16 protein-coding genes are annotated in these 19,703 nt (G+C 62.1%); 11 read left to right on the forward strand and 5 right to left on the reverse strand.

What is annotated here, in order from left to right; genetic code table 11:
- Positions 1-96: 96 nt before the first annotated feature.
- The 5 genes from NA8A_RS06720 (at position 97) to NA8A_RS06740 (ending at position 6,237) form a co-directional block, all read left to right on the forward strand.
- On the forward strand, positions 97-501 hold the full coding sequence (locus NA8A_RS06720) for a host attachment family protein (RefSeq protein ID WP_009449898.1): 405 nt from the start codon (positions 97-99) through the stop codon (positions 499-501).
- Positions 502-799: 298 nt separating this feature from the next.
- Positions 800-1,654, forward strand: coding sequence for a formyltetrahydrofolate deformylase (gene purU, locus NA8A_RS06725; RefSeq protein WP_009449899.1), 855 nt, complete (start codon positions 800-802; stop codon positions 1,652-1,654).
- 181 nt (positions 1,655-1,835) lie between these two features.
- Positions 1,836-2,039: a YgaP family membrane protein gene (locus NA8A_RS06730; protein ID WP_009449900.1), complete on the forward strand. Its 204-nt coding sequence runs from the start codon at positions 1,836-1,838 to the stop codon at positions 2,037-2,039.
- A gap of 14 nt (positions 2,040-2,053) precedes the next feature.
- Positions 2,054-3,031, forward strand: coding sequence for an efflux RND transporter periplasmic adaptor subunit (locus tag NA8A_RS06735; RefSeq protein ID WP_009449901.1), 978 nt, complete (start codon positions 2,054-2,056; stop codon positions 3,029-3,031).
- Positions 3,028-6,237, forward strand: a complete 3,210-nt coding sequence (locus NA8A_RS06740; RefSeq protein WP_009449902.1) for an efflux RND transporter permease subunit — start codon at positions 3,028-3,030, stop codon at positions 6,235-6,237. Before NA8A_RS06735 ends, NA8A_RS06740 begins: the two co-directional genes overlap by 4 nt.
- A 73-nt stretch (positions 6,238-6,310) precedes the next feature.
- On the opposite strand, the gene NA8A_RS06745 is transcribed toward NA8A_RS06740, so the two are convergent.
- Positions 6,311-7,606 carry an NAD(P)/FAD-dependent oxidoreductase gene (locus tag NA8A_RS06745; protein WP_009449903.1) on the reverse strand — a complete coding sequence of 432 codons (1,296 nt, stop codon included), beginning with the start codon at positions 7,604-7,606 and terminating at the stop codon, positions 6,311-6,313.
- A 190-nt stretch (positions 7,607-7,796) separates the two neighbouring features.
- Here NA8A_RS06745 and NA8A_RS06750 point away from each other — a divergent pair, with 190 nt between their 5' ends.
- Positions 7,797-8,117 (forward strand): ArsR/SmtB family transcription factor, encoded by a 321-nt coding sequence (locus tag NA8A_RS06750; protein WP_009449904.1) that lies wholly within the window; start codon positions 7,797-7,799, stop codon positions 8,115-8,117.
- 134 nt (positions 8,118-8,251) lie between these two features.
- Here NA8A_RS06750 and NA8A_RS06755 read toward each other — a convergent pair whose 3' ends face one another.
- Both NA8A_RS06755 and NA8A_RS06760 read right to left on the reverse strand, forming a co-directional pair.
- Positions 8,252-9,094 carry a universal stress protein gene (locus NA8A_RS06755; protein ID WP_009449905.1) on the reverse strand — a complete coding sequence of 281 codons (843 nt, stop codon included), beginning with the start codon at positions 9,092-9,094 and terminating at the stop codon, positions 8,252-8,254.
- A gap of 32 nt (positions 9,095-9,126) precedes the next feature.
- The gene (locus tag NA8A_RS06760; protein ID WP_009449906.1) at positions 9,127-9,459 is read right to left on the reverse strand and encodes a c-type cytochrome; all 333 of its coding nucleotides are present in this window, start codon (positions 9,457-9,459) and stop codon (positions 9,127-9,129) included.
- A 224-nt stretch (positions 9,460-9,683) separates the two neighbouring features.
- Between NA8A_RS06760 and NA8A_RS06765 the strand changes: the two genes are divergently transcribed.
- Positions 9,684-10,073 (forward strand): hypothetical protein, encoded by a 390-nt coding sequence (locus tag NA8A_RS06765; protein ID WP_009449907.1) that lies wholly within the window; start codon positions 9,684-9,686, stop codon positions 10,071-10,073.
- 117 nt (positions 10,074-10,190) lie between these two features.
- On the opposite strand, the gene NA8A_RS06770 is transcribed toward NA8A_RS06765, so the two are convergent.
- Positions 10,191-11,123 carry a response regulator transcription factor gene (locus NA8A_RS06770; RefSeq protein WP_009449908.1) on the reverse strand — a complete coding sequence of 311 codons (933 nt, stop codon included), beginning with the start codon at positions 11,121-11,123 and terminating at the stop codon, positions 10,191-10,193.
- Positions 11,116-14,487 (reverse strand): hybrid sensor histidine kinase/response regulator, encoded by a 3,372-nt coding sequence (locus tag NA8A_RS06775; RefSeq protein ID WP_009449909.1) that lies wholly within the window; start codon positions 14,485-14,487, stop codon positions 11,116-11,118. Before NA8A_RS06775 ends, NA8A_RS06770 begins: the two co-directional genes overlap by 8 nt.
- A 275-nt stretch (positions 14,488-14,762) precedes the next feature.
- Here NA8A_RS06775 and urtA point away from each other — a divergent pair, with 275 nt between their 5' ends.
- The 4 genes from urtA to urtD all read left to right on the forward strand — a co-directional run bounded on the left by urtA (position 14,763) and on the right by urtD (position 19,702).
- Complete coding sequence (urtA, locus tag NA8A_RS06780) at positions 14,763-16,058, forward strand: urea ABC transporter substrate-binding protein (RefSeq protein ID WP_009449910.1); 1,296 nt, start codon at positions 14,763-14,765, stop codon at positions 16,056-16,058.
- Positions 16,059-16,168: 110 nt separating this feature from the next.
- Positions 16,169-17,788 carry an urea ABC transporter permease subunit UrtB gene (gene urtB / locus NA8A_RS06785; protein WP_009449911.1) on the forward strand — a complete coding sequence of 540 codons (1,620 nt, stop codon included), beginning with the start codon at positions 16,169-16,171 and terminating at the stop codon, positions 17,786-17,788.
- Positions 17,785-18,951: an urea ABC transporter permease subunit UrtC gene (gene urtC / locus NA8A_RS06790; protein WP_009449912.1), complete on the forward strand. Its 1,167-nt coding sequence runs from the start codon at positions 17,785-17,787 to the stop codon at positions 18,949-18,951. The genes urtB and urtC overlap by 4 nt, the downstream gene beginning before the upstream one ends.
- A 4-nt stretch (positions 18,952-18,955) precedes the next feature.
- Positions 18,956-19,702, forward strand: coding sequence for an urea ABC transporter ATP-binding protein UrtD (urtD, locus tag NA8A_RS06795; protein WP_009449913.1), 747 nt, complete (start codon positions 18,956-18,958; stop codon positions 19,700-19,702).
- The last annotated feature ends 1 nt before the right edge of the window (position 19,703 follow it).

The raw sequence follows: 19,703 nt of genomic DNA on the forward strand, positions 1-19,703 counted from the left end.
GCGTTTGACACCGATCAAGGAAGTTCCCGGCTGAACTGCGAATGTGCGCCCGCATCGTCCCGATGGACCATGCGGGCAGACCGAAGGAATTTTCTTATGATCCTACCCAACGACACGACCGTTCTGGTGGCCAATGGCGAGAAGCTGAAGCTCTACCGCAACAAGGGCACGGAGCCGCATATCAAGCTTGCCGAACTGCCCGAGCCGAAGCTCGACAGCCACAATAGCGGTACCGGCGTGCACCATCGCAGTTCCTCGGCCAATCCGGACGCCAAACGGCTTGAGGAAGACAATTTCGCGGCAGCCATTGCGGGTTATCTGAACGAGCAGGTGGTGGCGGGCCATTTTGCCTCGCTCTTCGTGATTGCCGACCCGCGCACGCTGGGCGAGCTGCGCCGTCACCTTCACGCCAACGTCAAGGCCGCTCTGGTTGGCGAGCTGGCAAAGGATCTCACCCACCATTCGCTTCAGGACCTCGAAGCAGCCCTGACCGGTCACTGAGAATTTTTCAGTGCAAGGTTAGAGGGGCACCTCACGGCAGCGCGGAGGAAACGCCTGAAAAGAACCCGATGCCAGTCGGGATTGCGAGACCGTGATGGTGACAGAACCGGCCCGGCGACACCGCCGGCCGGTTTTCATTTTGGCGCCGTCGGCCTGAAATCGCCCTGCTCCCGACTACCCGAAGGCGGGCTGCGACAGGAAGCCGGTTCCAATCCCTCACGATCGCGTATAGATCGATTTCCCGCAATGGCCGTTCCGCGCCCTTGCCATTCCAAAGACCAGAAGACCGGATCGCGCCATGACCGAGAAGACGTTCGACATCAATCTTTCCTGCGAGGACCGGCCCGGCATCGTGGCCGCCGTGACGACGGAACTCGCCGGGCTTGGCGCCAATATCGCCGAATCCAATCAGTTCTGGGATCGCCAGACGAACCGCTTCTTCATGCGCCTTTCCGTCACCGTCCCGGACGCGCTGGAACGCGATGGCATCATGCGCGCCCTAGAACCGGCAATTGCACGCTTTGACATGAAGACGGCGCTCGCCGACCGTTCCCGGCGTCCCAAGATCATCATCATGGTCTCGAAGTTCGACCATGCGCTGCTTCATCTCCTCTATCAGATCCGTGTCGGCTGGCTCGATGCGGAGGTGGCGGCAATCGTGTCTAACCACGAGGATTCCCGCCGCACGGCCGAGGCCGAAAACATCCCGTATCACTGCTGGAAAGTGACCCGCGAAAACAAGGCGGAACAGGAGGCGAAGCTCATCGCTCTCTTCAAGGAGACCAATGCCGATCTCGTGGTTCTCGCCCGCTACATGCAGGTGCTTTCGAACGAGTTGTCGAACCGCCTCTATGGCAAGGTCATCAACATCCACCACTCCTTCCTGCCGAGCTTCAAGGGTGCGAAGCCATACCATCAGGCCCATGAGCGCGGTGTGAAGCTGATCGGCGCGACAGCGCATTATGTAACGCCCGATCTCGACGAAGGCCCGATCATCGAGCAGGAAACCGAACGCGTGACCCATGCGCTGAGTCCGGAGGATTTTGTCGCCTCGGGTCGCGATATCGAGAGCCGGGTGCTTGCCCGTGCGGTGAAGCTGCATCTGGAAAACCGGGTCATGCTGAACGGCCACAAGACAATCGTCTTCGGCTGATCCGCGCACCCTCGCCTTCTAGTGTTTTTCCCGACGGCCCGTTGTTTCGCACGAAATGACGGGCCATTTTCATGACGCCGGCAAAACGCTGCCGAAATCCGTCTGACGTCCCCTGCTCTTCTCTTGCAAAATCCGCACAAGGAAATATATGAGAACATCATAATATATATGGAGACACCCCATGTCCCTCGATAAAGCCGTTCTCGCCTTTGCCGGCACCATGGTGCTGATTTCAGTGGCGCTCACATTCTGGGTCTCGCCGCTGTTTGTCTGGTTCACCGTGTTCATCGGCTTCAACATGATCCAGTCGGCCTTTACCGGCTTCTGTCCGGCAGCCATGATCTTCCGCAAGCTTGGCTTTAAGGCCGGCTGCGCCTTCAACTGAACGGGAGACAAGTCATGCGCGCGCTTCTTCCAGCCATCGGCCTTCTTGCTGCCAGTCTTCTTGCTGCCAATCCGGCATCGGCCGAGACCCTAACCCTTTCGCCGACGACCATTCCCGAATGGAAGCCGGTCTATGGTCGGGTGGAGACGCGTGACACCGTTCCAGCCCGTGCGCGCATCGGCGGCGTGGTGGTCGACCTTTCGGTCAGCGAAGGCGACGAAGTGAGTACGGGCCAGAAGATTGGCGAGGTCCGCGACGACAAGCTGGCTTTCCAGGTCGCTGCGCTCGATGCACAGCTGCGCGCGCTCCAGTCCCAGCTCCAGACCGCCGAAACGGAACTGGAGCGTGGCCAGACACTGGTACAGCGCGGCGTCATCACCACGCAGCGCCTCGACCAGCTGCGCACCGATGTCGATGTCGTTCGCAACCAGATTGCGGCAACAGAGGCCCAGCGTTCCGTGATCGAGCAACAGGCGGCCGAAGGGGCCGTCCTGGCGCCGGTCGGCGGGCGCGTCCTGACCGTACCGGTTACCCGCGGGGCCGTCATCATGGCCGGTGAAAGCGTGGCCACCATCGGCGGTGGCGGCTTCTTCCTGCGCCTTGCCATTCCCGAGCGCCACGCCCTCTCGCTGGAAGAAGGCGCCGATATCCGCATTACCGCCGCCGGCAAGGAGATGCCCGGCAGGCTTGCCAAGATCTATCCGCAGATCGAAAACGGCCGGGTCATTGCCGACGTGGAGGTCGACGGGCTCGACACCGCCTTCGTGGATGCGCGCGTTCTTGTGGAGGTTCCAGTCGGTGAGCGTCAGGCGCTTCTCGTACCTGCGGCAGCGGTGGCCACGCGTTCGGGCATCGATTTCGTCACCGTATCGAGCGCCGGCGACACTCTGGAACGCGCCGTGGTTTCGGGCGAGACGATCCACCGCGATGCGGGCGAATTTATTGAAATCCTGAGCGGCCTCGCCGCTGGAGACACGGTCATCGTGCCATGAACGAGACACAGCACAGACTGGGTATTGCGGGTGTGCTCACGCGCGCCTTCATCCATTCGCCCCTCACCCCCCTCTTCCTGATCGCCGCTTTCGCCTTCGGGCTGGTGGCGCTTGCCACCCTGCCGCGCGAGGAAGAGCCCCAGATTTCCGTTCCCATGGTGGATATCCATGTCACCGCCAACGGCTTGAAGGCCGAGGATGCGGTGAAGCTCATCACCGAGCCCCTGGAAACCATCGTCAAGGGAATTGACGGCGTCGAGCATGTCTACTCCCAGAGCGGCGACGACCACGTCATGGTCACTGCACGCTTCGTCGTCGGCACCTCGTCCGATGCGGCGGTGCTGCGCGTGCACGACAAGGTGCGCGCCAATATGGACCGTATCCCCGTCGGCATCCCCGAGCCGCTCATCGTCGGCCGCGGCATCGACGACGTGGCCATCGTCTCGCTCACCCTTTCACCAAGGCCCGAAGCCGCATCGGAGATGACGGCCAACGATCTGACGCGCATCGCGCGCGAACTGCGCACCGAGATTTCCAAGATCGAGAATGTGGGGCTCACCTATCTTGTCGGCGAAACGGGCGAGACGATCCGCATAGCCCCCGATCCCAGACGACTGGCCCTCAACGGCATCACGCTGCAACAGCTTTCAGCCAAGGTGAGCGGCGCCAACCGTGCATTTCCCGCCGGGCAGGTGCGCGACCAGGGCGAACAGATCATGGTCGTTGCCGGCGAGACGCTGCGCACGCCGGAGGAAATCGGCAACCTGCTTCTGACTGCCCGCGACGGCAGGCCGATCTATGTGCGTGACGTGGCCGATGTCGCATTCGCGACCGATACGAGCGAGGCGCGCGTATCGACCGTGACGCGCGCTGACGATGGCAGCTATCTGCGCGTGCCTTCCGTTACGCTGGCGATTGCAAAGCGTGCCGGCGCCAATGCGGTGACGGTGGCCGAGCAGGTGCTCGAACGCGTCGAACTGCTGGAAGGCACGCTCATCCCCGACAGCATGGAGGTTGCCGTCACGCGTGACTATGGCGAGACGGCAAACGAGAAGGCCAACGAACTGCTCTTCCATCTGGGGCTTGCGACCGTTTCGATCATCGCGCTGGTATGGCTCGCCATCGGCTGGCGCGAGGCCGTCGTGGTGGCAATCGTGATCCCGGTGACGATCCTGCTCACCCTCTTCGCCTCGCGGGTTATGGGCTACACGCTCAATCGTGTCTCGCTCTTCGCGCTCATCTTTTCCATCGGCATCCTGGTGGACGATGCCATCGTGGTGATCGAGAACATCGCCCGCCATTGGGGCATGAAGGATGGACGTGACCGCCAGCAGGCCGCCATCGAGGCTGTCGCGGAGGTCGGCAATCCGACAATCGTCGCCACGCTGACGGTGGTCGCGGCATTGCTGCCCATGCTCTTCGTGTCGGGCATGATGGGTCCCTATATGAGCCCCATTCCAGCCAATGCCTCGGCGGCGATGATTTTTTCCTTCTTCGTGGCCGTCATGGTCACCCCCTGGCTGATGATGAAGGCCGCCGGTCGCGCACCGCTGCATCATGGCGCGGACGGAGATCACGCGCAGGGTGGCCGGCTGGGCAAGGTCTATAGCGCCGTCGCGCGCCCGATCCTGAAAACCAAGAAGAGGAGCTGGGTGTTCCTGATCGGCGTCGGCATCCTGACCCTTGGCTCGCTCGCCCTGTTCTACACCAAGGACGTGACGGTGAAGCTGCTTCCCTTCGACAACAAGTCGGAACTGGCGGTGATGATCGACCTGCCGGAGGGCTCCTCCGTGGAGGCGACGGACGCCGTGGCGCAGATGGTCGCCCGCAACGTGCTGGAACTGCCGGAGGTACACTCCGTGCAGACCCATGCGGGCGCCGCAGCACCTTTCAATTTCAACGGCCTGGTGCGCCACTATTATCTGCGCGCCGAACCGCAGCTCGGTGAAGTAGCACTCAACCTGACGCCCAAGGGCAACCGCGACCGCTCGAGCCATGACATCGCACTCGACGTGCGTGAGCGGCTTGCCGCCCTGCCCTTGCCAGCCGGCACGAACATCAAGGTCGTCGAGCCGCCGCCGGGACCGCCGGTCATGGCAACGCTGCTGGCTGAAATTTACGGCCCCGACGCGCAAACGCGCCGTCAGGTGGCGGCCAAGGTCGAGGAAGCTTTCCGTTCCGTGCCCTTCGTGGTGGACGTGGACAATTCCTATGGCGATCCAGCCCGACGCCTGCGCGCCACCATCTCCACCGACGATGCCGAGTTCTTCGGGGTCCAGGAAAGCGACGTCTTCGACACGATCGCCATTCTCAATGGCGGCTCGACGGTCGGTTACTCGCATCGCGGCGGGGGCCGCCCGCCGATCCCGATCCGCGTCGAACGCCCCAAGGGCGAGAAGGTGCTGGACGAAGACTTCCTGACCACGCCGATCCCGGCCAATGTGCTGCCGGGCGCGCGCGGAGTGGTGGAACTGGGCGATGTCGTGCGCATTGCCGATGAGCGCGCCTCCTACCCGGTGTTCCGGCACAATGGACGCGCAGCGGAAATGGTGACCGCAGAGCTTGCCGGCGCCTTCGAGGCCCCACTCTATGGCATGCTTGCCGTGCAGGAGGCCATCGACGCGCAGGACTGGACCCGACTTCAAAAGCCGGTCATCAAGCTGCACGGGCAACCCGCCGATGAAAGCCAGCCCACACTTCTGTGGGACGGTGAGTGGGAAGTCACATGGGTCACGTTCCGCGACATGGGGGCTGCGTTCATGGTGGCGCTGCTTGGCATCTATATCCTGGTCGTCGCCCAGTTCGGCTCCTTCAAGGTGCCGCTCGTGATCCTCACGCCCATACCGCTGACCTTTATCGGCATTCTCGGCGGGCACTGGCTGTTCGGCGCGCCCTTCACGGCGACATCGATGATCGGCTTCATCGCGCTTGCCGGCATCATCGTGCGAAACTCGATCCTGCTGGTGGACTTCATCCGCCATTCAGGCTCGCCGGACAAGCCGCTGACGGACGTGCTGATCGAAGCCGGTGCAATCCGTTTCAAGCCGATCCTGCTCACGGCCTTTGCAGCAATGATCGGCGCGGCGGTGATCCTCGCCGATCCGATCTTCCAGGGACTGGCGATTTCGCTCTTGTTCGGCCTTGCATCATCGACCCTTTTGACAGTGCTCGTCATTCCGGCGATCTATCGGGTGCTGAGAACCTGAAGCCAGGCAAGAACAGAAAAAACCCATCGCCTTCATCAGGCGATGGGTTTTTAACCGACGGGACCCGTGAGGATCATTCAGCCGGGTGGTCGAATTTCACTTCCTTGAGCTTGTCGATGCCGAGCGCCTGCAAGGCCAGCTTCTCATAGAAGGGTTCGGAAACACCGCTGCGGATCTTGTGCAGGAAGTATTTCTCAAAACCCACCTTGGCCGCATGCACCCATTTGCCGGAGGAGGCCCAGTTCACATTGCGCGGGGGTATCTGCGGCTGGGCGACGAAGGCAACACCGGAATCGCCGAAATCGGCAAGGCATACGGCATTCCATGTCGCCTCGGCGTCTGGCTCCTTACCCTCGATCAGGCGAACGATGTTGTGCGCCGTAGCGGTGACCATGGATTCGATCATGAAGCCCGTCTTCGGCACACCCACCGGAACCGGTGTCTTGCCGACCGGTGGAATAGCGACGCAGACGCCGATGGCAAAAACCTCCGGGAAAGCCGGGTTGCGCTGATGCCTGTCGACCAGGACGAAACCACGTGGATTGACCAGCCCCTCGATGTCGCGCACGGCCTCCACGCCCCGAAAGGCCGGAAGCATCATGGAAAAGACCTGCGGAAGATCGTGGGTCTGGCGCACACTGCCGTCTTCGGCCATTTCGGAGACGAGCATCCGCTCCGCGTCGAGTTTGTCCACCTTGGCGTTGCATATCCACTTGATGTGATGAGCCCGCAGTTCGCTTTCCAGCAGGCCCTTCGTATCACCGACCCCGTCAAGGCCGAGATGGCCGATATAGGGCTCCGAGGTCACAAAGGTCATGGGCACGCGATCGCGCACCTTCGCATCGCGCAACGCCTTGTCGAGAATGAAGGCGAACTCATAGGCCGGCCCGAAGCAGGATGCGCCCTGCACCGCCCCGACGATGACAGGCCCCGGCTTGCGGACCAGCGCGTCGACAGCTTCCTTCGCCTTCAAGGCATGATCGATATGGCAGACGGATTGGCTGTGCGCCTGCGGCCCCAACCCTTCGATCTCGTCGAAGGCAAGCTCGGGCCCCGTGGCGATGACGAGATAATCGTAATCGAGGGAAGCGCCATCATTGAGTTCGATGCGCTTTTCCTGTGGCTGCACCTTGCGCGCACCCTGCGGATAAAGCTTCAGGCCGCGCTTGCGGCAAACTTCTTCCAGATCGACCTCGATGGATTCGCGACTGCGCCAGCCCACCGCCACCCAAGGGTTGGACGGCACGAAGGAATACTGCCTGCCGAGCCCGATCATCGAGATTTCATGTCCCTTGCCCAGAGCCTCGCGCAGCTCATAGGCCATGATGGTGCCGCCAAGTCCGGCGCCCAGAATTGCAATTCTTGCCATTTCCAGTCCTCCTCATTGCCAAGCTGGTCCGGAAAGGCAGGTCGGTGTATGACCCGCATTCCGAACAGATCATGCGGCCCCGCCCCGGAACGGGCATTGACTCCGATCAACCCGCTGCCCACGTTTGAAGGCTTGACAGAACGGCGGCAGAGCACAACATACTTATCTGCTAATATATTCATATAGGCAAATGAAACGCAAAGAAATCGCTGAATTCGAGGCAAAGGCCAAAGACGCCTCGGAGCTGTTAACAGCCATGGCCAACCAGAACCGTCTCCTGATCCTGTGTCATCTGCTGCAGGGTGAGACGAGCGTGAACGCGCTTGCCGAGGCGATAGGCATGAGCCAGTCTGCGCTCTCGCAGCAGCTCGCCAAGCTGCGCGCGCTGAAGATCGTGGAAACGCGACGCGACGGCCAGCTGATCCATTATCGCCTGTCCGCCCCTGAAGTGGAAAAGGTGCTGGAGACGCTCTACGGCATCTATTGTGCGCCGAAGAACGCGGTCGCCTGAGGCTTCTTGCCCACGTGGGTTCGAATGGCCTTAAAGCGTGTCGTGATCTTTCAGATTCGCTCCCTACGCTTTAAGTTCTCGATCTTACGCATGTCTTTATCCCGGAACCGGTTCCCACTTCGGGGAGACATGCGTTAATGGGCGAGAAGCAGGGGCACCGGCACCGTTTCCAGCATCGAACGCGTCACCCCTCCGAGGATCGCCTCGCGGAAACGCGAATGGGCAAAGGCGCCCATCACCAGAAGCTCGATCCCCTCCGCATCGGCGAATGCCTTCAGGCGCGCGGTCACGTCGCCATCGGGTGCGGCCAATGTTTCAAGCATCGGGTCGCGCACGCCGTGCCGTGCGAGATAAGCGGCGAGATCGGCCCCCGGCGCCATGCGCGACAGATCCTTCTCGCCCGTCACCGAAACGATGAAGACGCTCTCTGCCCCTTTGAAAAACGACAGGGCGTTGTTTACCGCGCGGGCTGCCCGCGCACTTCCATCCCAGGCAATGGCGACGCGCCTGGGCGCAGCGTGGCCGCCTGCCGGCGGCACCAGAAGCACCGCACGGCCGCTATCGAAAATCACTTCCTCCACCGCCTCGCCCTGTGCGTCCTCGCTCGCTTGCGGCGCATCCATAACGCACAGATCGTTGACGCGCGCGAGACGGGCAAGATATGCCGCCCGGCGTTCCAGCCGCGACAACGATTGCTCGATGAGACAATCGACGCCGGCCGCCGAGGCAAGCTTGCCGGCGGCACGCGCGCTCGTGATCGTCATCTTCTCCATCGTTTCGAGCTCGCTCTTGAAAAGCGCGGCAGCGGTGGCACCCGTGCGCGAGATCGGCAGAAACACCGAAGGCGGAAGGGCGCAAACGGTCAGACAGGAATCGTGCAGGCCGGCAAGCTCCAGAGCATATGCCAAGGCCGGCGTGATCTTGAATGGATCCTGCGCCTCGAAGCCGACGAGAATGCATTTCGGCTCATCGGCCATGGCACGGTCCTTTCCGTCGATTTTTCCCAAGCCTATTTCTGGAGCGTTTCGATATAGGCGATGATCGCGTCGATCTGATCCGGCTCGGCGATGAATTCCGGCATGTCCGGATGTCCCACGACGATGCCCTCGGCAAAGGCCTCTTCCAGCGCATCGATGGGATAGCGCTCGGAGAGCGTGCGGAAGGCGGGCGCCTCCGGATGAGTGCTTTCGTCCTTGAGACCGACCGCATGGCAGCGTGCGCAATTGGCTTCCACCAGTTGCCGGCCGAAGGTCACAAGGTCCTCCGGCTGCGCTGCAACGGGTGCACACGACAGAAAACCGGCAACGGCGATCGCGCCGGTCAGACTCAGCAAATTCCGCATTTTTATCCCAATCGTCCCGATGGCGCGAAGCACGCCACTTTCAATGTTAACCGTGCCACCGCAATCGCGACTTGATCCGGATCAAGAATAGGCCGAACCTTCATCCACGCCCCTTGATCTTCGTCAAGGCGACCGCGGCATGCAAAAGGTTACGGCTAGCCCGGCATTCTTTGTGCACTTGCAGGAATGTGTGGCGCTGTAGCACGCAATCGAAAGGATCGACCATGACCACAGCTTCGGACCTCTCTCCCAAGTTCCGCCACGTGCGGCTGACGCTCGCCCGCGAGAAGGGCCACCCGCTCGGTGACCAGGAAGAAGGTTACGATCTGCTCGTGCCGCTCAACGAGGAGGGTCATCTCGACGCCGAAGAGTGGAAGAAGCACCAGATGCAGTGTCGGGTGCGCCAGTTCGCCCCTGATGCGCAAGATCGTATCGGCCGCCTGCGCCGCAAGCCCGGCGGGCAATGGTATTTCGACTATGAGGAAGGTGAACGCGACGACGAGATCGGCTTCCGCCTGGGTGAGGAACGGTTTGTGCAGGGCGAATATGTCTCCGTGGCCCGCGAAGGCACGATGCACACTTACCAGATCAAGCTGGTCGAGAGGATTCGCTAAAGCGTTTCATCGTTTGATTGAAATTCAGAGCCGCACTATCTCATTGTTTGTCGGCATTAATGCGGGCGTCAGATGCTCCGGCCTGACTGCAAAATGCTCTGAAGCGGTAGCCGGGCCTCAGCCTTCCATCTGAAGCACATGGGTTGCCTTGATGGCTGCCGAGGCTCGGTTTTCGACTCCGAGCTTGGCGTAGACCTGCTCCAGATGCTTGTTCACGGTGCGCGGGCTCAACCCCAATATCTCGGCGATGTCGCGATTGGATTTCCCGCGCGCGATCCATAAGAGAACCTCGCTCTCGCGGTTGGTCAGGCCAAAATTCTGGCGCAGCACTGCATCCTGATCGCCGCTGCCGCCCGCCACAAGCCGGAACAGATGCTCGTCGGGTGCGATGGTGCCGAGGCATACGAGCTGCAAGCCCGCCGGGCGCTCGGGATCGAGCAACAATGTCTCGCCGGCGAGCGCCGCCGTTCCCCGCTCTGCAATCCATGCGCCCGCCCTCTGCGACAGACGCGCCTCGGCATCCGGTCCCAGCTCCGGCGCGCGCAGGAGCCTTGTGGCCTGCGGCGTCACCCACTGGATGCCCCCGGCCGAAGACAGTGCCAGAAGATGCCGCCCCGCCGCATCCAGCGCCAGGCGCGCGCTCTGGGCGCGGCGGGCATTGGCCAGATGCACTCTTATGCGCGCGTTCAATTCATCAAGGTTGATGGGCTTGGTGAGATAATCGACCCCGCCTGATTCCAGCGCATGAACCACATGCTCCGTCTCCGTGAGACCGGTCATGAAGATGACCGGCACATGTGCGACACCCGCCATGGATTTCAGCTTCCGGCAGGTCTCGAACCCATCGAGGCCCGGCATCACCGCGTCCATGAGAATGATGTCCGGGGCAAGCCGCTCTGCGATGGCCAAGGCCGCCTCGCCGCTGCGCGCCACCAGAACCGTGACGCCCGCCGCTTCCATGGCGCCCGTCAGGAAACCGAGCGCCTCGGGGGAATCATCGACCACCAGCACGATGTCGCCCGCTGGCCGGGCCGTTGCCACTTCAATCATCGCCGCTCACGCTTTCCAGGAAACGCGTGTAACCAGCAAAGTCGTAACTTCGCATATGCGATCTCAATACCTCCACGAACTGGGTGTTGTCCGGCGAGCGCGCAAGCTCCTCCAGCTTGGTTTCGATGCCGCGCACGTGGCCGATCTGGCCAAGGCCGATCAACTCGCGCACATGGGCCGCACCGGGCGATCTGAGAACAGTGCGGGCAGTGCGCTCTGCCGTATCCCGGTCTTCGCCTTCATAGACCCATTCAAGCCGCAAATGCCCTTCCAGCTTTTCGAGAAGCTGGCGCAGGGCGAATGGCTTGGCAAGTGCATCGCTATGGCCTGCGTCGCGCGTGCTGCGGTTGGTGCCGTCGCCGATATTCGCCGACAGCATAACGAGCGGCACGCCAACGCCGCGCGCGCGCAGGCGCTTGACCAGATCCCAGCCGCTCATGCCTGGCATCAGGATGTCGATGAAGAAGAGGTCGGGCTGGATGGCTTCCGTCAATGTCATGCAATCGGGACCGTCCACGGCGGTCAGCACGGTGAAGTCGAGCGGTTGAAGCATGTGCCGCATCATCTCGCGGTGCTCGGCATTGTCGTCGACCACGACAATTGTGCGGCGCGGCCCACGATAGGCGACGATGCGGCGCTCCGAGGGCGCGCTGACGACGGGTCGGTCCACACGCGCAAGCATCAGCCGCACCTGGAATGTGGAGCCGGAGCCCGGTTCGCTTTCCACCGCAATGTCGCCGCCCAGCGTCTCCACCAGCAACTTGGTGATGGTAAGGCCTAGCCCCAGCCCCGGCGACAGGCGGTTGCGCTCGGCACTGCCCCGCGCGAAGGGTTCGAAAATGCGCCCCCGATCCTCCTCGCCAATACCCGGTCCGCTGTCGCCAACGCGGAAATGGGCCACCTCCGAGCGATAGACGACCGCGAATTCCACATGACCCCGATCTGTGAACTTGATGGCATTGGAAAGCAGGTTGACGAGAATCTGCCGCAGGCGTTTTTCATCGGCCCGCACATGGCGCGGCAGCGCCTTGTCACGGCTGTGACGAAACTCCAGCCCCTTGGCCTCCGCCTGAAGCCGGAACATGTCGACGATCTGGTCGAGAAAATCGGCGAGATTGATCTCGGCCATGTGCACCTGCAGCCGCCCGGCCTCGATCTTGGAAATGTCGAGCAGGCCATCGATGAGGCCGGACAGATGCTCGGCGCTGCGGCGGATGACCTTGATGGACGATTTGCGCGGTGCAGGAATATCGTCCTCGCGCTCGAGGATCTGCGCGTAGCCCATCACGGCATTGAGCGGTGTGCGCAGCTCGTGGCTCAGCCCCACCACATAGCGGCTCTTGGCCTGGTTGGCCGCCTCCGCCGCTTCCTTGGCGCGCTGGAGTGCGGCGTCGGTCTTACCATGGGCTGCGATCTCCCGGAGCAGCGCCGTGTTCTGGCGCGAGCTTTCTTCCTCCGCCACGCGGCGGCTGTCTTCGGCCAGCACCAGATACCAGGTAACGATGCCCGCCACGACGGAGAAGACAAAGAAGACCACGAGGATCGTTCCGCCCACGACATCGGCTGTCTGGGGGGCCGCCTTGACGGCGAATGTGTAGATCATAGCCAGCATGACGCCGATCAGCGCAACAGCGAAACCCATCGCCATGCCGTAGCGGCCAAGCCGCGTCTGCAGGGTTTCAATGACGACGGAAGGCAGGATATGCCGGGCGACAGTGGCAGCCTGGGCTCGGAAATGAGCCTTGGGCTTGCACAGGTCGTGGCAGCGCGCGTCGAGCGAACAGCATAACGAACAGATCGGGGCGGCATAGGCCGGGCACCAGGCCATATCCTCCGGCTCGAAGGGATGCTCGCAAATGGAACAGGCGATGCTGCCTTCCCCCTGCCATCCCCGCCGCGCCTTGCGCGCAAGATAATAACGCCCGCCCGTGGCCCAGGCGATTGCGGGTGCCGCGATGAAGGCAATGGCGAGCGCGATATAGGGGGCGAGCGCCGCCGCGAACGGGCCGAACAGGCCGAAATGCGCTGCAAGCGCGATGGTCGCCGACAGCGTCATGGACCCCATGCCGACCGGGTTGATGTCGTAGAGATGGGCCCGCTTGAACTCGATGCCGGGCGGCGCCAGTCCGAGCGGCTTGTTGATGAAGAGATCGGCGGAGATGGTGCAGAGCCAGGCCATCGCAACGATGGAAAAGACAGCAAGCGTCGCTTCCAGAAGCCGGTAGATGCCAAGCTCCATCAAGAGCAGTGCAATGGCCACGTTGAAGAGAAGCCAGACCACCCGGCCGGGATGGCTGTGGGTAAGGCGGGAAAAGAAGTTCGACCACGCAAGCGAGCCGGCATAGGCATTCATCACGTTGATCTTGAGCTGCGAGACCACAACGAACACGGCCATCAGGATCATCGCCGCCGTTTCGTTGGGGATCATGTAGCCGAAGGCCACGGCGTACATCTGCGCCGGTTCCGAGGCATGTTCGGCCGGCACGCCCGTCGACAGGACGAGCACAGCGAGAAAGGAACCGGCGAGAAGCTTCGGCGCACCGAGCACCACCCAGCCCGGCCCCGCCAGGAACACCGCCAGACGGTGGCGCTTGCGCGATTGCTCCTGCGGCGGCAGGAAGCGCAGGAAATCCACCTGCTCGCCGATCTGCGTCAAAAGCGCGAGGATGACGGCGGAGGCCGCGCCGAACTGCAACAGGTCGAAAGACGCGACCCCACTGGCAGCCGGCGGCGCATGGGCGCCGGCAAAGGCGCGCCATAGATCGAATTTCTCCCAGTCTAGAAAGGCGATGAAGAAGAACGGAAGAATGTTGAGGACGATCCAGACGGGCTGGGTCAGAAGCTGGAAGCGGCTGATGAGACGAACGCCGTGGGTGACGAGCGGAATGACGGCGACCGCGCTGACGATATAGCCGATCCATAATGGCAGGCCGAAGGCAAGCTCCAGCGCGCTCGACATGATCGAGGCCTCGATGGCGAAGAGAATGAAGGTGAAGCTGGCATAGACCAGCGAGGTGATGGTGGAGCCGATATATCCAAAGCCCGCGCCGCGCGTGAGAAGGTCGATATCGAGCCCGTGCCGTGTGGCATAACGTGAGATCGGCACGCCGATCACGAGGATCACCGCACTTGCCACGAGGATCGCGACGAAGGCGTTGGTTGTGCCGTAGGAGAGCGTAATCGCACCGCCGATCGCCTCCAGAGCCAGAAAGGAAATAGCGCCGATAGCGGTTTGCGATATGCGTTGGCTCGAGAACCGCCGCGCGCTCTTCGCCGTAAAGCGCAGCGCGTAATCCTCCAGCGTCTGGTTGGCCACCCAGCGATTATACTCGCGCCTGATGGGAAGAATTCGCTGTCGCGCCATGAATTTGCGGGCTGCCCCTCGCCTCTTGTGTTGCCTCGGCACACAGATGACTACTTTTTGATCATTTCCGCAATATGCTGAAAATTTAGGCTGGTCGCAGAAGCCGACTAATCCATTGCGAATCCTTGCCTTTTCCTCTCTGGAGCAACTTCAGGAAAAAGGACCTACGTCATTCAACGTATATGAGCCCCCTCTGCTGCATCGCACAATCGGCTTCGAGGTCGGGAACAGGGCATGCCCGACCCACTCGAAAAATCAGCCAGGGGAACAATCAGATGACTCTCAATCTTACACGCCGCGCGACACTCGCCGCAGCGCTGACCGGCGCAATGGCCCTGTCGCTCGGCCTGGTGCGCGCTGCTGACGACACGATCAAGGTCGGCATCCTGCATTCGCTATCCGGCACCATGGCCATTTCGGAAACGACTCTAAAGGACACGATGCTGTTCCTGATCGACGAGCAGAACAAGAAGGGCGGCCTGCTCGGCAAGAAACTGGAAGCCGTCGTGGTCGATCCGGCCTCAGACTGGCCTCTGTTTGCGGAAAAGGCGCGTGAGCTGATCTCCGTGAACAAGGTGGCTGCCGTGTTCGGTTGCTGGACCTCGGTCAGCCGCAAGTCGGTTCTGCCGGTGTTCGAGGAACTGAACTCGATCCTGTTCTATCCCGTTCAGTATGAGGGCGAGGAAAGCCAGCGCAACGTGTTCTACACGGGTGCGGCCCCCAACCAGCAGGCCATTCCCGCCGTCGATTATCTGATGAATGAGGAGGGCGTGGAACGCTGGGTTCTGGCCGGCACCGACTATGTCTATCCACGTACGACCAACAAGATCCTGGAGCAATATCTCAAGGATAAGGGCGTTGCCGCCGAAGACATCATGATCAACTACACGCCTTTCGGTCATTCCGACTGGCAGACGATCGTTTCCGACATCAAGGCGTTCGGCTCGGCCGGCAAGAAAACGGCCGTGGTCTCCACCATCAACGGCGACGCCAACGTGCCCTTCTACAAGGAACTCGGCAACCAGGGCATCTCGGCCACCGACATTCCCGTCGTGGCCTTCTCCGTCGGCGAGGAGGAACTGGCAGGTATCGACACGGGGCCACTCGTCGGCCATCTCGCCGCGTGGAACTATTTCGAATCCGTCGACACGCCCGAAAACAAGGAATTCATCGACAAGTGGCACGCCTATATCGGCAACGACAAGCGCGTGACCAACGATCCGATGGAAGCCCACGTGATCGGCTTCAACCTGTGGGTCAAGGCCGTGGAGAAGGCCGGCACCACCGACACCGACGCCGTGCTCGATGCGATTATCGGCCTTGAGACGCCGAACCTTACGGGCGGCATCGCCAAGATGCTTCCCAACCACCACATCACCAAGCCAGTGCTGATCGGCGAGATTCAGGACAACGGCCAGTTCGACGTGGTGTGGGAAACGGAAGGCACGGTGCCCGGCGACGCCTGGTCGGACTTCCTGCCCGAATCCAAGATGATCGAGGCCGATTGGACCGCACCGATCAATTGCGGGAACTACAACACCGAAACGAAGGCCTGCGGCGGAGCAAGCTGAGCTCGCCCCGACACCGCTCCTCACCCTTCCCTTCTCCCCGCACGCGGGGAGAAGCCGGCCTGAAGGCCGGATGAGGGGCTGGCGCCAACTCGATCAAGAACAGGCCCCTCATGTCAGTCATCCGCCTCGTCATAAGCATGATTGCCACGCTTCTTCTGCTGGCGGCAACAGCGCCGTCCATGGCACAGACGGACCCGCTTCAGACACTGGTCCAGGCCCTGCCCAAGGGCGGCTACGCGGAGCGGGAAAAAGTTATCCTCGACCTGGCCGGAACCGGCGATCCTCGCGTGGCGGATGTGCTTGGGGCACTCGGCAAGGGCGATCTCTACACGCTCAAGGACAGCGGGACCGTCATTGTCGCGACCGGACGCGGAAACAGCCTGGAAACCGCCGACCCTCTGACGGGTAAAGCGCTTGGCGCCGTGGACAAGAGCGGCCTCGACAAGATTCGCGTCAACAATCGCCTGCGCCGCGCCATCGACAGCGCCGTCGGTCAGCTCACCCTGATGGGCAAGGACCCCGCCACCCGCCTTGCGGCGGCACAAAGCATGCTGAAGACCACCGATCCGGCGGCAATCGGGATGCTCGACACGGCAATCGCCCAGGAAGACGACGCACGCGTCAAAACCGCGATGGAACAGGCACGTGCCGCGGCTCTGCTCAAATCCGATGCAGCGCTTGAAAACAAGATCGCCGCAATCGACACGCTGATCGCGAAGGGCGACCGTGAGGCACTGGCCTTTCTCACGGGCGCCCGCAGCGGCGCTTCCGCAGACCTCCTGCCCGCCATCGAGAGCGGCATCAAATCCATCGAAGACAAGCTCGCCTTCTGGTCGGCGTTGCAGAATGTCTGGTACGGGCTTTCGCTTGGTTCCGTTCTTCTTCTTGCGGCCATCGGCCTTGCCATCACCTTCGGCGTGATGGGCGTCATCAACATGGCCCATGGCGAGATCGTTATGCTCGGCGCCTACACAACCTTTGTCGTGCAGGAGGTGATCCGCAATAATTTCCCGGGCCTGTTCGACTATTCGCTGGCCATCGCACTGCCGCTGGCCTTTCTGGTGACGGGGGCCGTGGGCGTGGCCATAGAGCGCGGCATCATCCGCTGGCTCTACGGCCGCCCGCTCGAAACACTGCTTGCGACGTGGGGCCTGAGCCTCATCCTCCAGCAGACGGTGCGCACCATCTTCGGCCCCAACAACCGCGAGGTGGGCAATCCTTCCTGGATGTCCGGCGCCTTCGACCTGTGGGGCCTGTCCATCACCTGGAACCGGTTGTGGATCGTCATCTTCGCCATGATCGTCTTCGCGGTGCTGCTTGCCGTGCTCAACCGCACGCCGCTCGGCCTGCAGATGCGCGCCGTCACGCAGAACCGGCGCATGGCTTCATCCATGGGTATCCGCACCCCCTGGGTCGACGCGCTGACCTTCGGTCTTGGCTCGGGCATCGCCGGCATTGCCGGTGTCGCGCTCTCGCAGATCGACAATGTCTCGCCCAATCTCGGTCAGAGCTACATCATCGACAGTTTCATGGTCGTCGTCTTCGGGGGTGTCGGCAATCTGTGGGGAACGCTGGTCGGCGCGCTGACACTCGGCATCGCCAACAAATTCCTCGAACCCTATGCGGGCGCGGTGCTGGGCAAGATCCTCATCCTCGTCTTCATCATTCTTTTCATCCAGAGACGGCCGCGCGGGCTATTCGCCCTCAAGGGCCGGGCGGTGGACGCATGATCACGCAAACTCTCATCCGCGCACTGGACCGCAAGGCACTCTTCGTCGTCGCCCTGCTTCTCTTCATCGCGGTGGCGGTGCCGGTCTCCAATCTCTACCTGCCGGAGGGGCACCCGCTGCGTGTGCCCGACCATTTCGTCCCGCTGTTCGGCAAATACCTGACCTATGCCATGCTGGCGCTGGCGCTCGATCTGGTGTGGGGCTATTGCGGCATTCTCTCGCTTGGCCATGGCGCGTTCTTCGCCCTCGGCGGCTATGCGATGGGCATGTACCTGATGCGTCAGATCGGTGATCGCGGCGTCTATGCGAACCCGGTCCTGCCCGACTTCATGGTATTCCTGAACTGGAAGGAACTGCCCTGGTTCTGGCACGGCTTCGACATGTTCTGGTTCGCGGCGCTCATGGTGGTTGCGGTGCCGGGCCTGCTTGCCTTCGTCTTCGGCTGGCTCGCTTTCCGAAGCAGGGTCACTGGCGTCTATCTCTCCATCATCAGCCAGGCCATGACCTATGCGCTGCTGCTTGCCTTCTTCCGCAACGACATGGGCTTCGGCGGCAATAACGGCCTGACCGACTTCAAGGATATTCTCGGCACGCCGATCCAGTCCGGCACGACACGCGCCGTTCTTTTCGCCGCCTCCGCCATAGCGCTGGCGCTCGCCTTCCTGGTCTGTTCGGCCATCGTGCGCTCCAAGCTCGGCAAGGTGCTGGTCGCGGTGCGCGACGCAGAAAGCAGGACGCGCTTCCTCGGTTACCGGGTGGACAATTACAAGCTGTTCGCCTTCACCGCCTCGGCCATCATCGCCGGCATTGCCGGCGCGCTCTACGTGCCGCAGGTGGGCATCATCAATCCGGGCGAATTCGCCCCGGCCAATTCTATCGAGATCGTCATCTGGACCGCCGTCGGGGGACGCGGCACGCTGATCGGCCCGATTATCGGCGCCGTGCTCGTCAACGCCGGAAAATCCTGGTTCACCGGCGTCCTTCCCGAATTCTGGCTGTTTGCGTTGGGCGGTCTTTTCGTGGCGGTCACCATCTTGCTGCCGAAGGGCATCGTCGGTGCCTTTACCGGCGGCTGGTCGGCGCTGAAGGCAAGGCGCGCTTCAGCACGCGCCGAGGAAGGAACGAACCTTTCCGGCGACCTCAAGACCTCGCCGGCGGAGTGACATTATGGGCAGACAGGAAACCCTCCTCTATCTCGACGGCGTCTCCGTTTCCTTCGACGGGTTCAAGGCGATCAACAACCTTTCCTTGATCGTCGGGCACAACGAGCTGCAGGCCATCATCGGTCCGAACGGCGCCGGCAAGACGACGATGATGGACATCATCACCGGCAAGACGCGGCCCGACGAGGGCGACGTCTATTTCTCCGGCACGGTCGACCTAACGAAGCTCGACGAGGCGGCGATCGCCGAACTCGGCATTGGCCGGAAATTCCAGAAGCCGACCGTCTTCGAGAGTCATACCATACGGGACAATCTGGAACTCGCATTGAAGAAGCCCCGCGATGTCTTCTCGGCCTGGTTCTACCAGCCGGACGACAAGGACACCGCCCGCATCGACGAAATCCTCGACATGGTGCGGCTGACGGCGCGCGCGCAGGAGCTTGCCGCCAATCTAAGCCATGGGCAGAAGCAATGGCTGGAAATCGGCATGCTGCTTGCGCAGGACCCCCAACTCCTGCTGGTCGATGAACCTGTTGCCGGCATGACCGACGCGGAGACTGTGGAAACGGCAAAGCTTCTGAAGGATATCGCCACGACACGCTCCGTCGTCGTCGTTGAGCACGACATGAGTTTTATCCGCGATCTCGCCGCCCGCGTGACGGTGCTCGCGGAGGGCTCCGTTCTGGCGCAGGGCAGCCTCGACCATGTGAGCGCGGATCCGCGCGTCATCGAAAGCTATCTGGGGAGGTGAG

This window comes from Nitratireductor indicus C115, from assembly GCF_000300515.1.
In the GTDB taxonomy this organism is placed as follows: Bacteria; Pseudomonadota; Alphaproteobacteria; order Rhizobiales; family Rhizobiaceae; genus Nitratireductor; species Nitratireductor indicus.

What these genes read in the sequence shown, in the direction of transcription:
- NA8A_RS06770 (WP_009449908.1), bottom strand. Translation starts at nt 11,123, where the DNA reads ATGATTGAAGTGGCAACGGCCCGGCCAGCGGGCGACATCGTGCTGGTG.
- NA8A_RS06745 (WP_009449903.1), bottom strand. Translation starts at nt 7,606, where the DNA reads ATGGCAAGAATTGCAATTCTGGGCGCCGGACTTGGCGGCACCATCATG.
- purU (WP_009449899.1), top strand. Translation starts at nt 800, where the DNA reads ATGACCGAGAAGACGTTCGACATCAATCTTTCCTGCGAGGACCGGCCC.
- NA8A_RS06740 (WP_009449902.1), top strand. Translation starts at nt 3,028, where the DNA reads ATGAACGAGACACAGCACAGACTGGGTATTGCGGGTGTGCTCACGCGC.
- NA8A_RS06755 (WP_009449905.1), bottom strand. Translation starts at nt 9,094, where the DNA reads ATGGCCGATGAGCCGAAATGCATTCTCGTCGGCTTCGAGGCGCAGGAT.
- NA8A_RS06720 (WP_009449898.1), top strand. Translation starts at nt 97, where the DNA reads ATGATCCTACCCAACGACACGACCGTTCTGGTGGCCAATGGCGAGAAG.
- urtC (WP_009449912.1), top strand. Translation starts at nt 17,785, where the DNA reads ATGATCACGCAAACTCTCATCCGCGCACTGGACCGCAAGGCACTCTTC.
- NA8A_RS06750 (WP_009449904.1), top strand. Translation starts at nt 7,797, where the DNA reads ATGAAACGCAAAGAAATCGCTGAATTCGAGGCAAAGGCCAAAGACGCC.
- urtD (WP_009449913.1), top strand. Translation starts at nt 18,956, where the DNA reads ATGGGCAGACAGGAAACCCTCCTCTATCTCGACGGCGTCTCCGTTTCC.
- NA8A_RS06765 (WP_009449907.1), top strand. Translation starts at nt 9,684, where the DNA reads ATGACCACAGCTTCGGACCTCTCTCCCAAGTTCCGCCACGTGCGGCTG.
- NA8A_RS06735 (WP_009449901.1), top strand. Translation starts at nt 2,054, where the DNA reads ATGCGCGCGCTTCTTCCAGCCATCGGCCTTCTTGCTGCCAGTCTTCTT.
- NA8A_RS06775 (WP_009449909.1), bottom strand. Translation starts at nt 14,487, where the DNA reads ATGGCGCGACAGCGAATTCTTCCCATCAGGCGCGAGTATAATCGCTGG.
- NA8A_RS06760 (WP_009449906.1), bottom strand. Translation starts at nt 9,459, where the DNA reads ATGCGGAATTTGCTGAGTCTGACCGGCGCGATCGCCGTTGCCGGTTTT.
- NA8A_RS06730 (WP_009449900.1), top strand. Translation starts at nt 1,836, where the DNA reads ATGTCCCTCGATAAAGCCGTTCTCGCCTTTGCCGGCACCATGGTGCTG.
- urtB (WP_009449911.1), top strand. Translation starts at nt 16,169, where the DNA reads ATGTCAGTCATCCGCCTCGTCATAAGCATGATTGCCACGCTTCTTCTG.
- urtA (WP_009449910.1), top strand. Translation starts at nt 14,763, where the DNA reads ATGACTCTCAATCTTACACGCCGCGCGACACTCGCCGCAGCGCTGACC.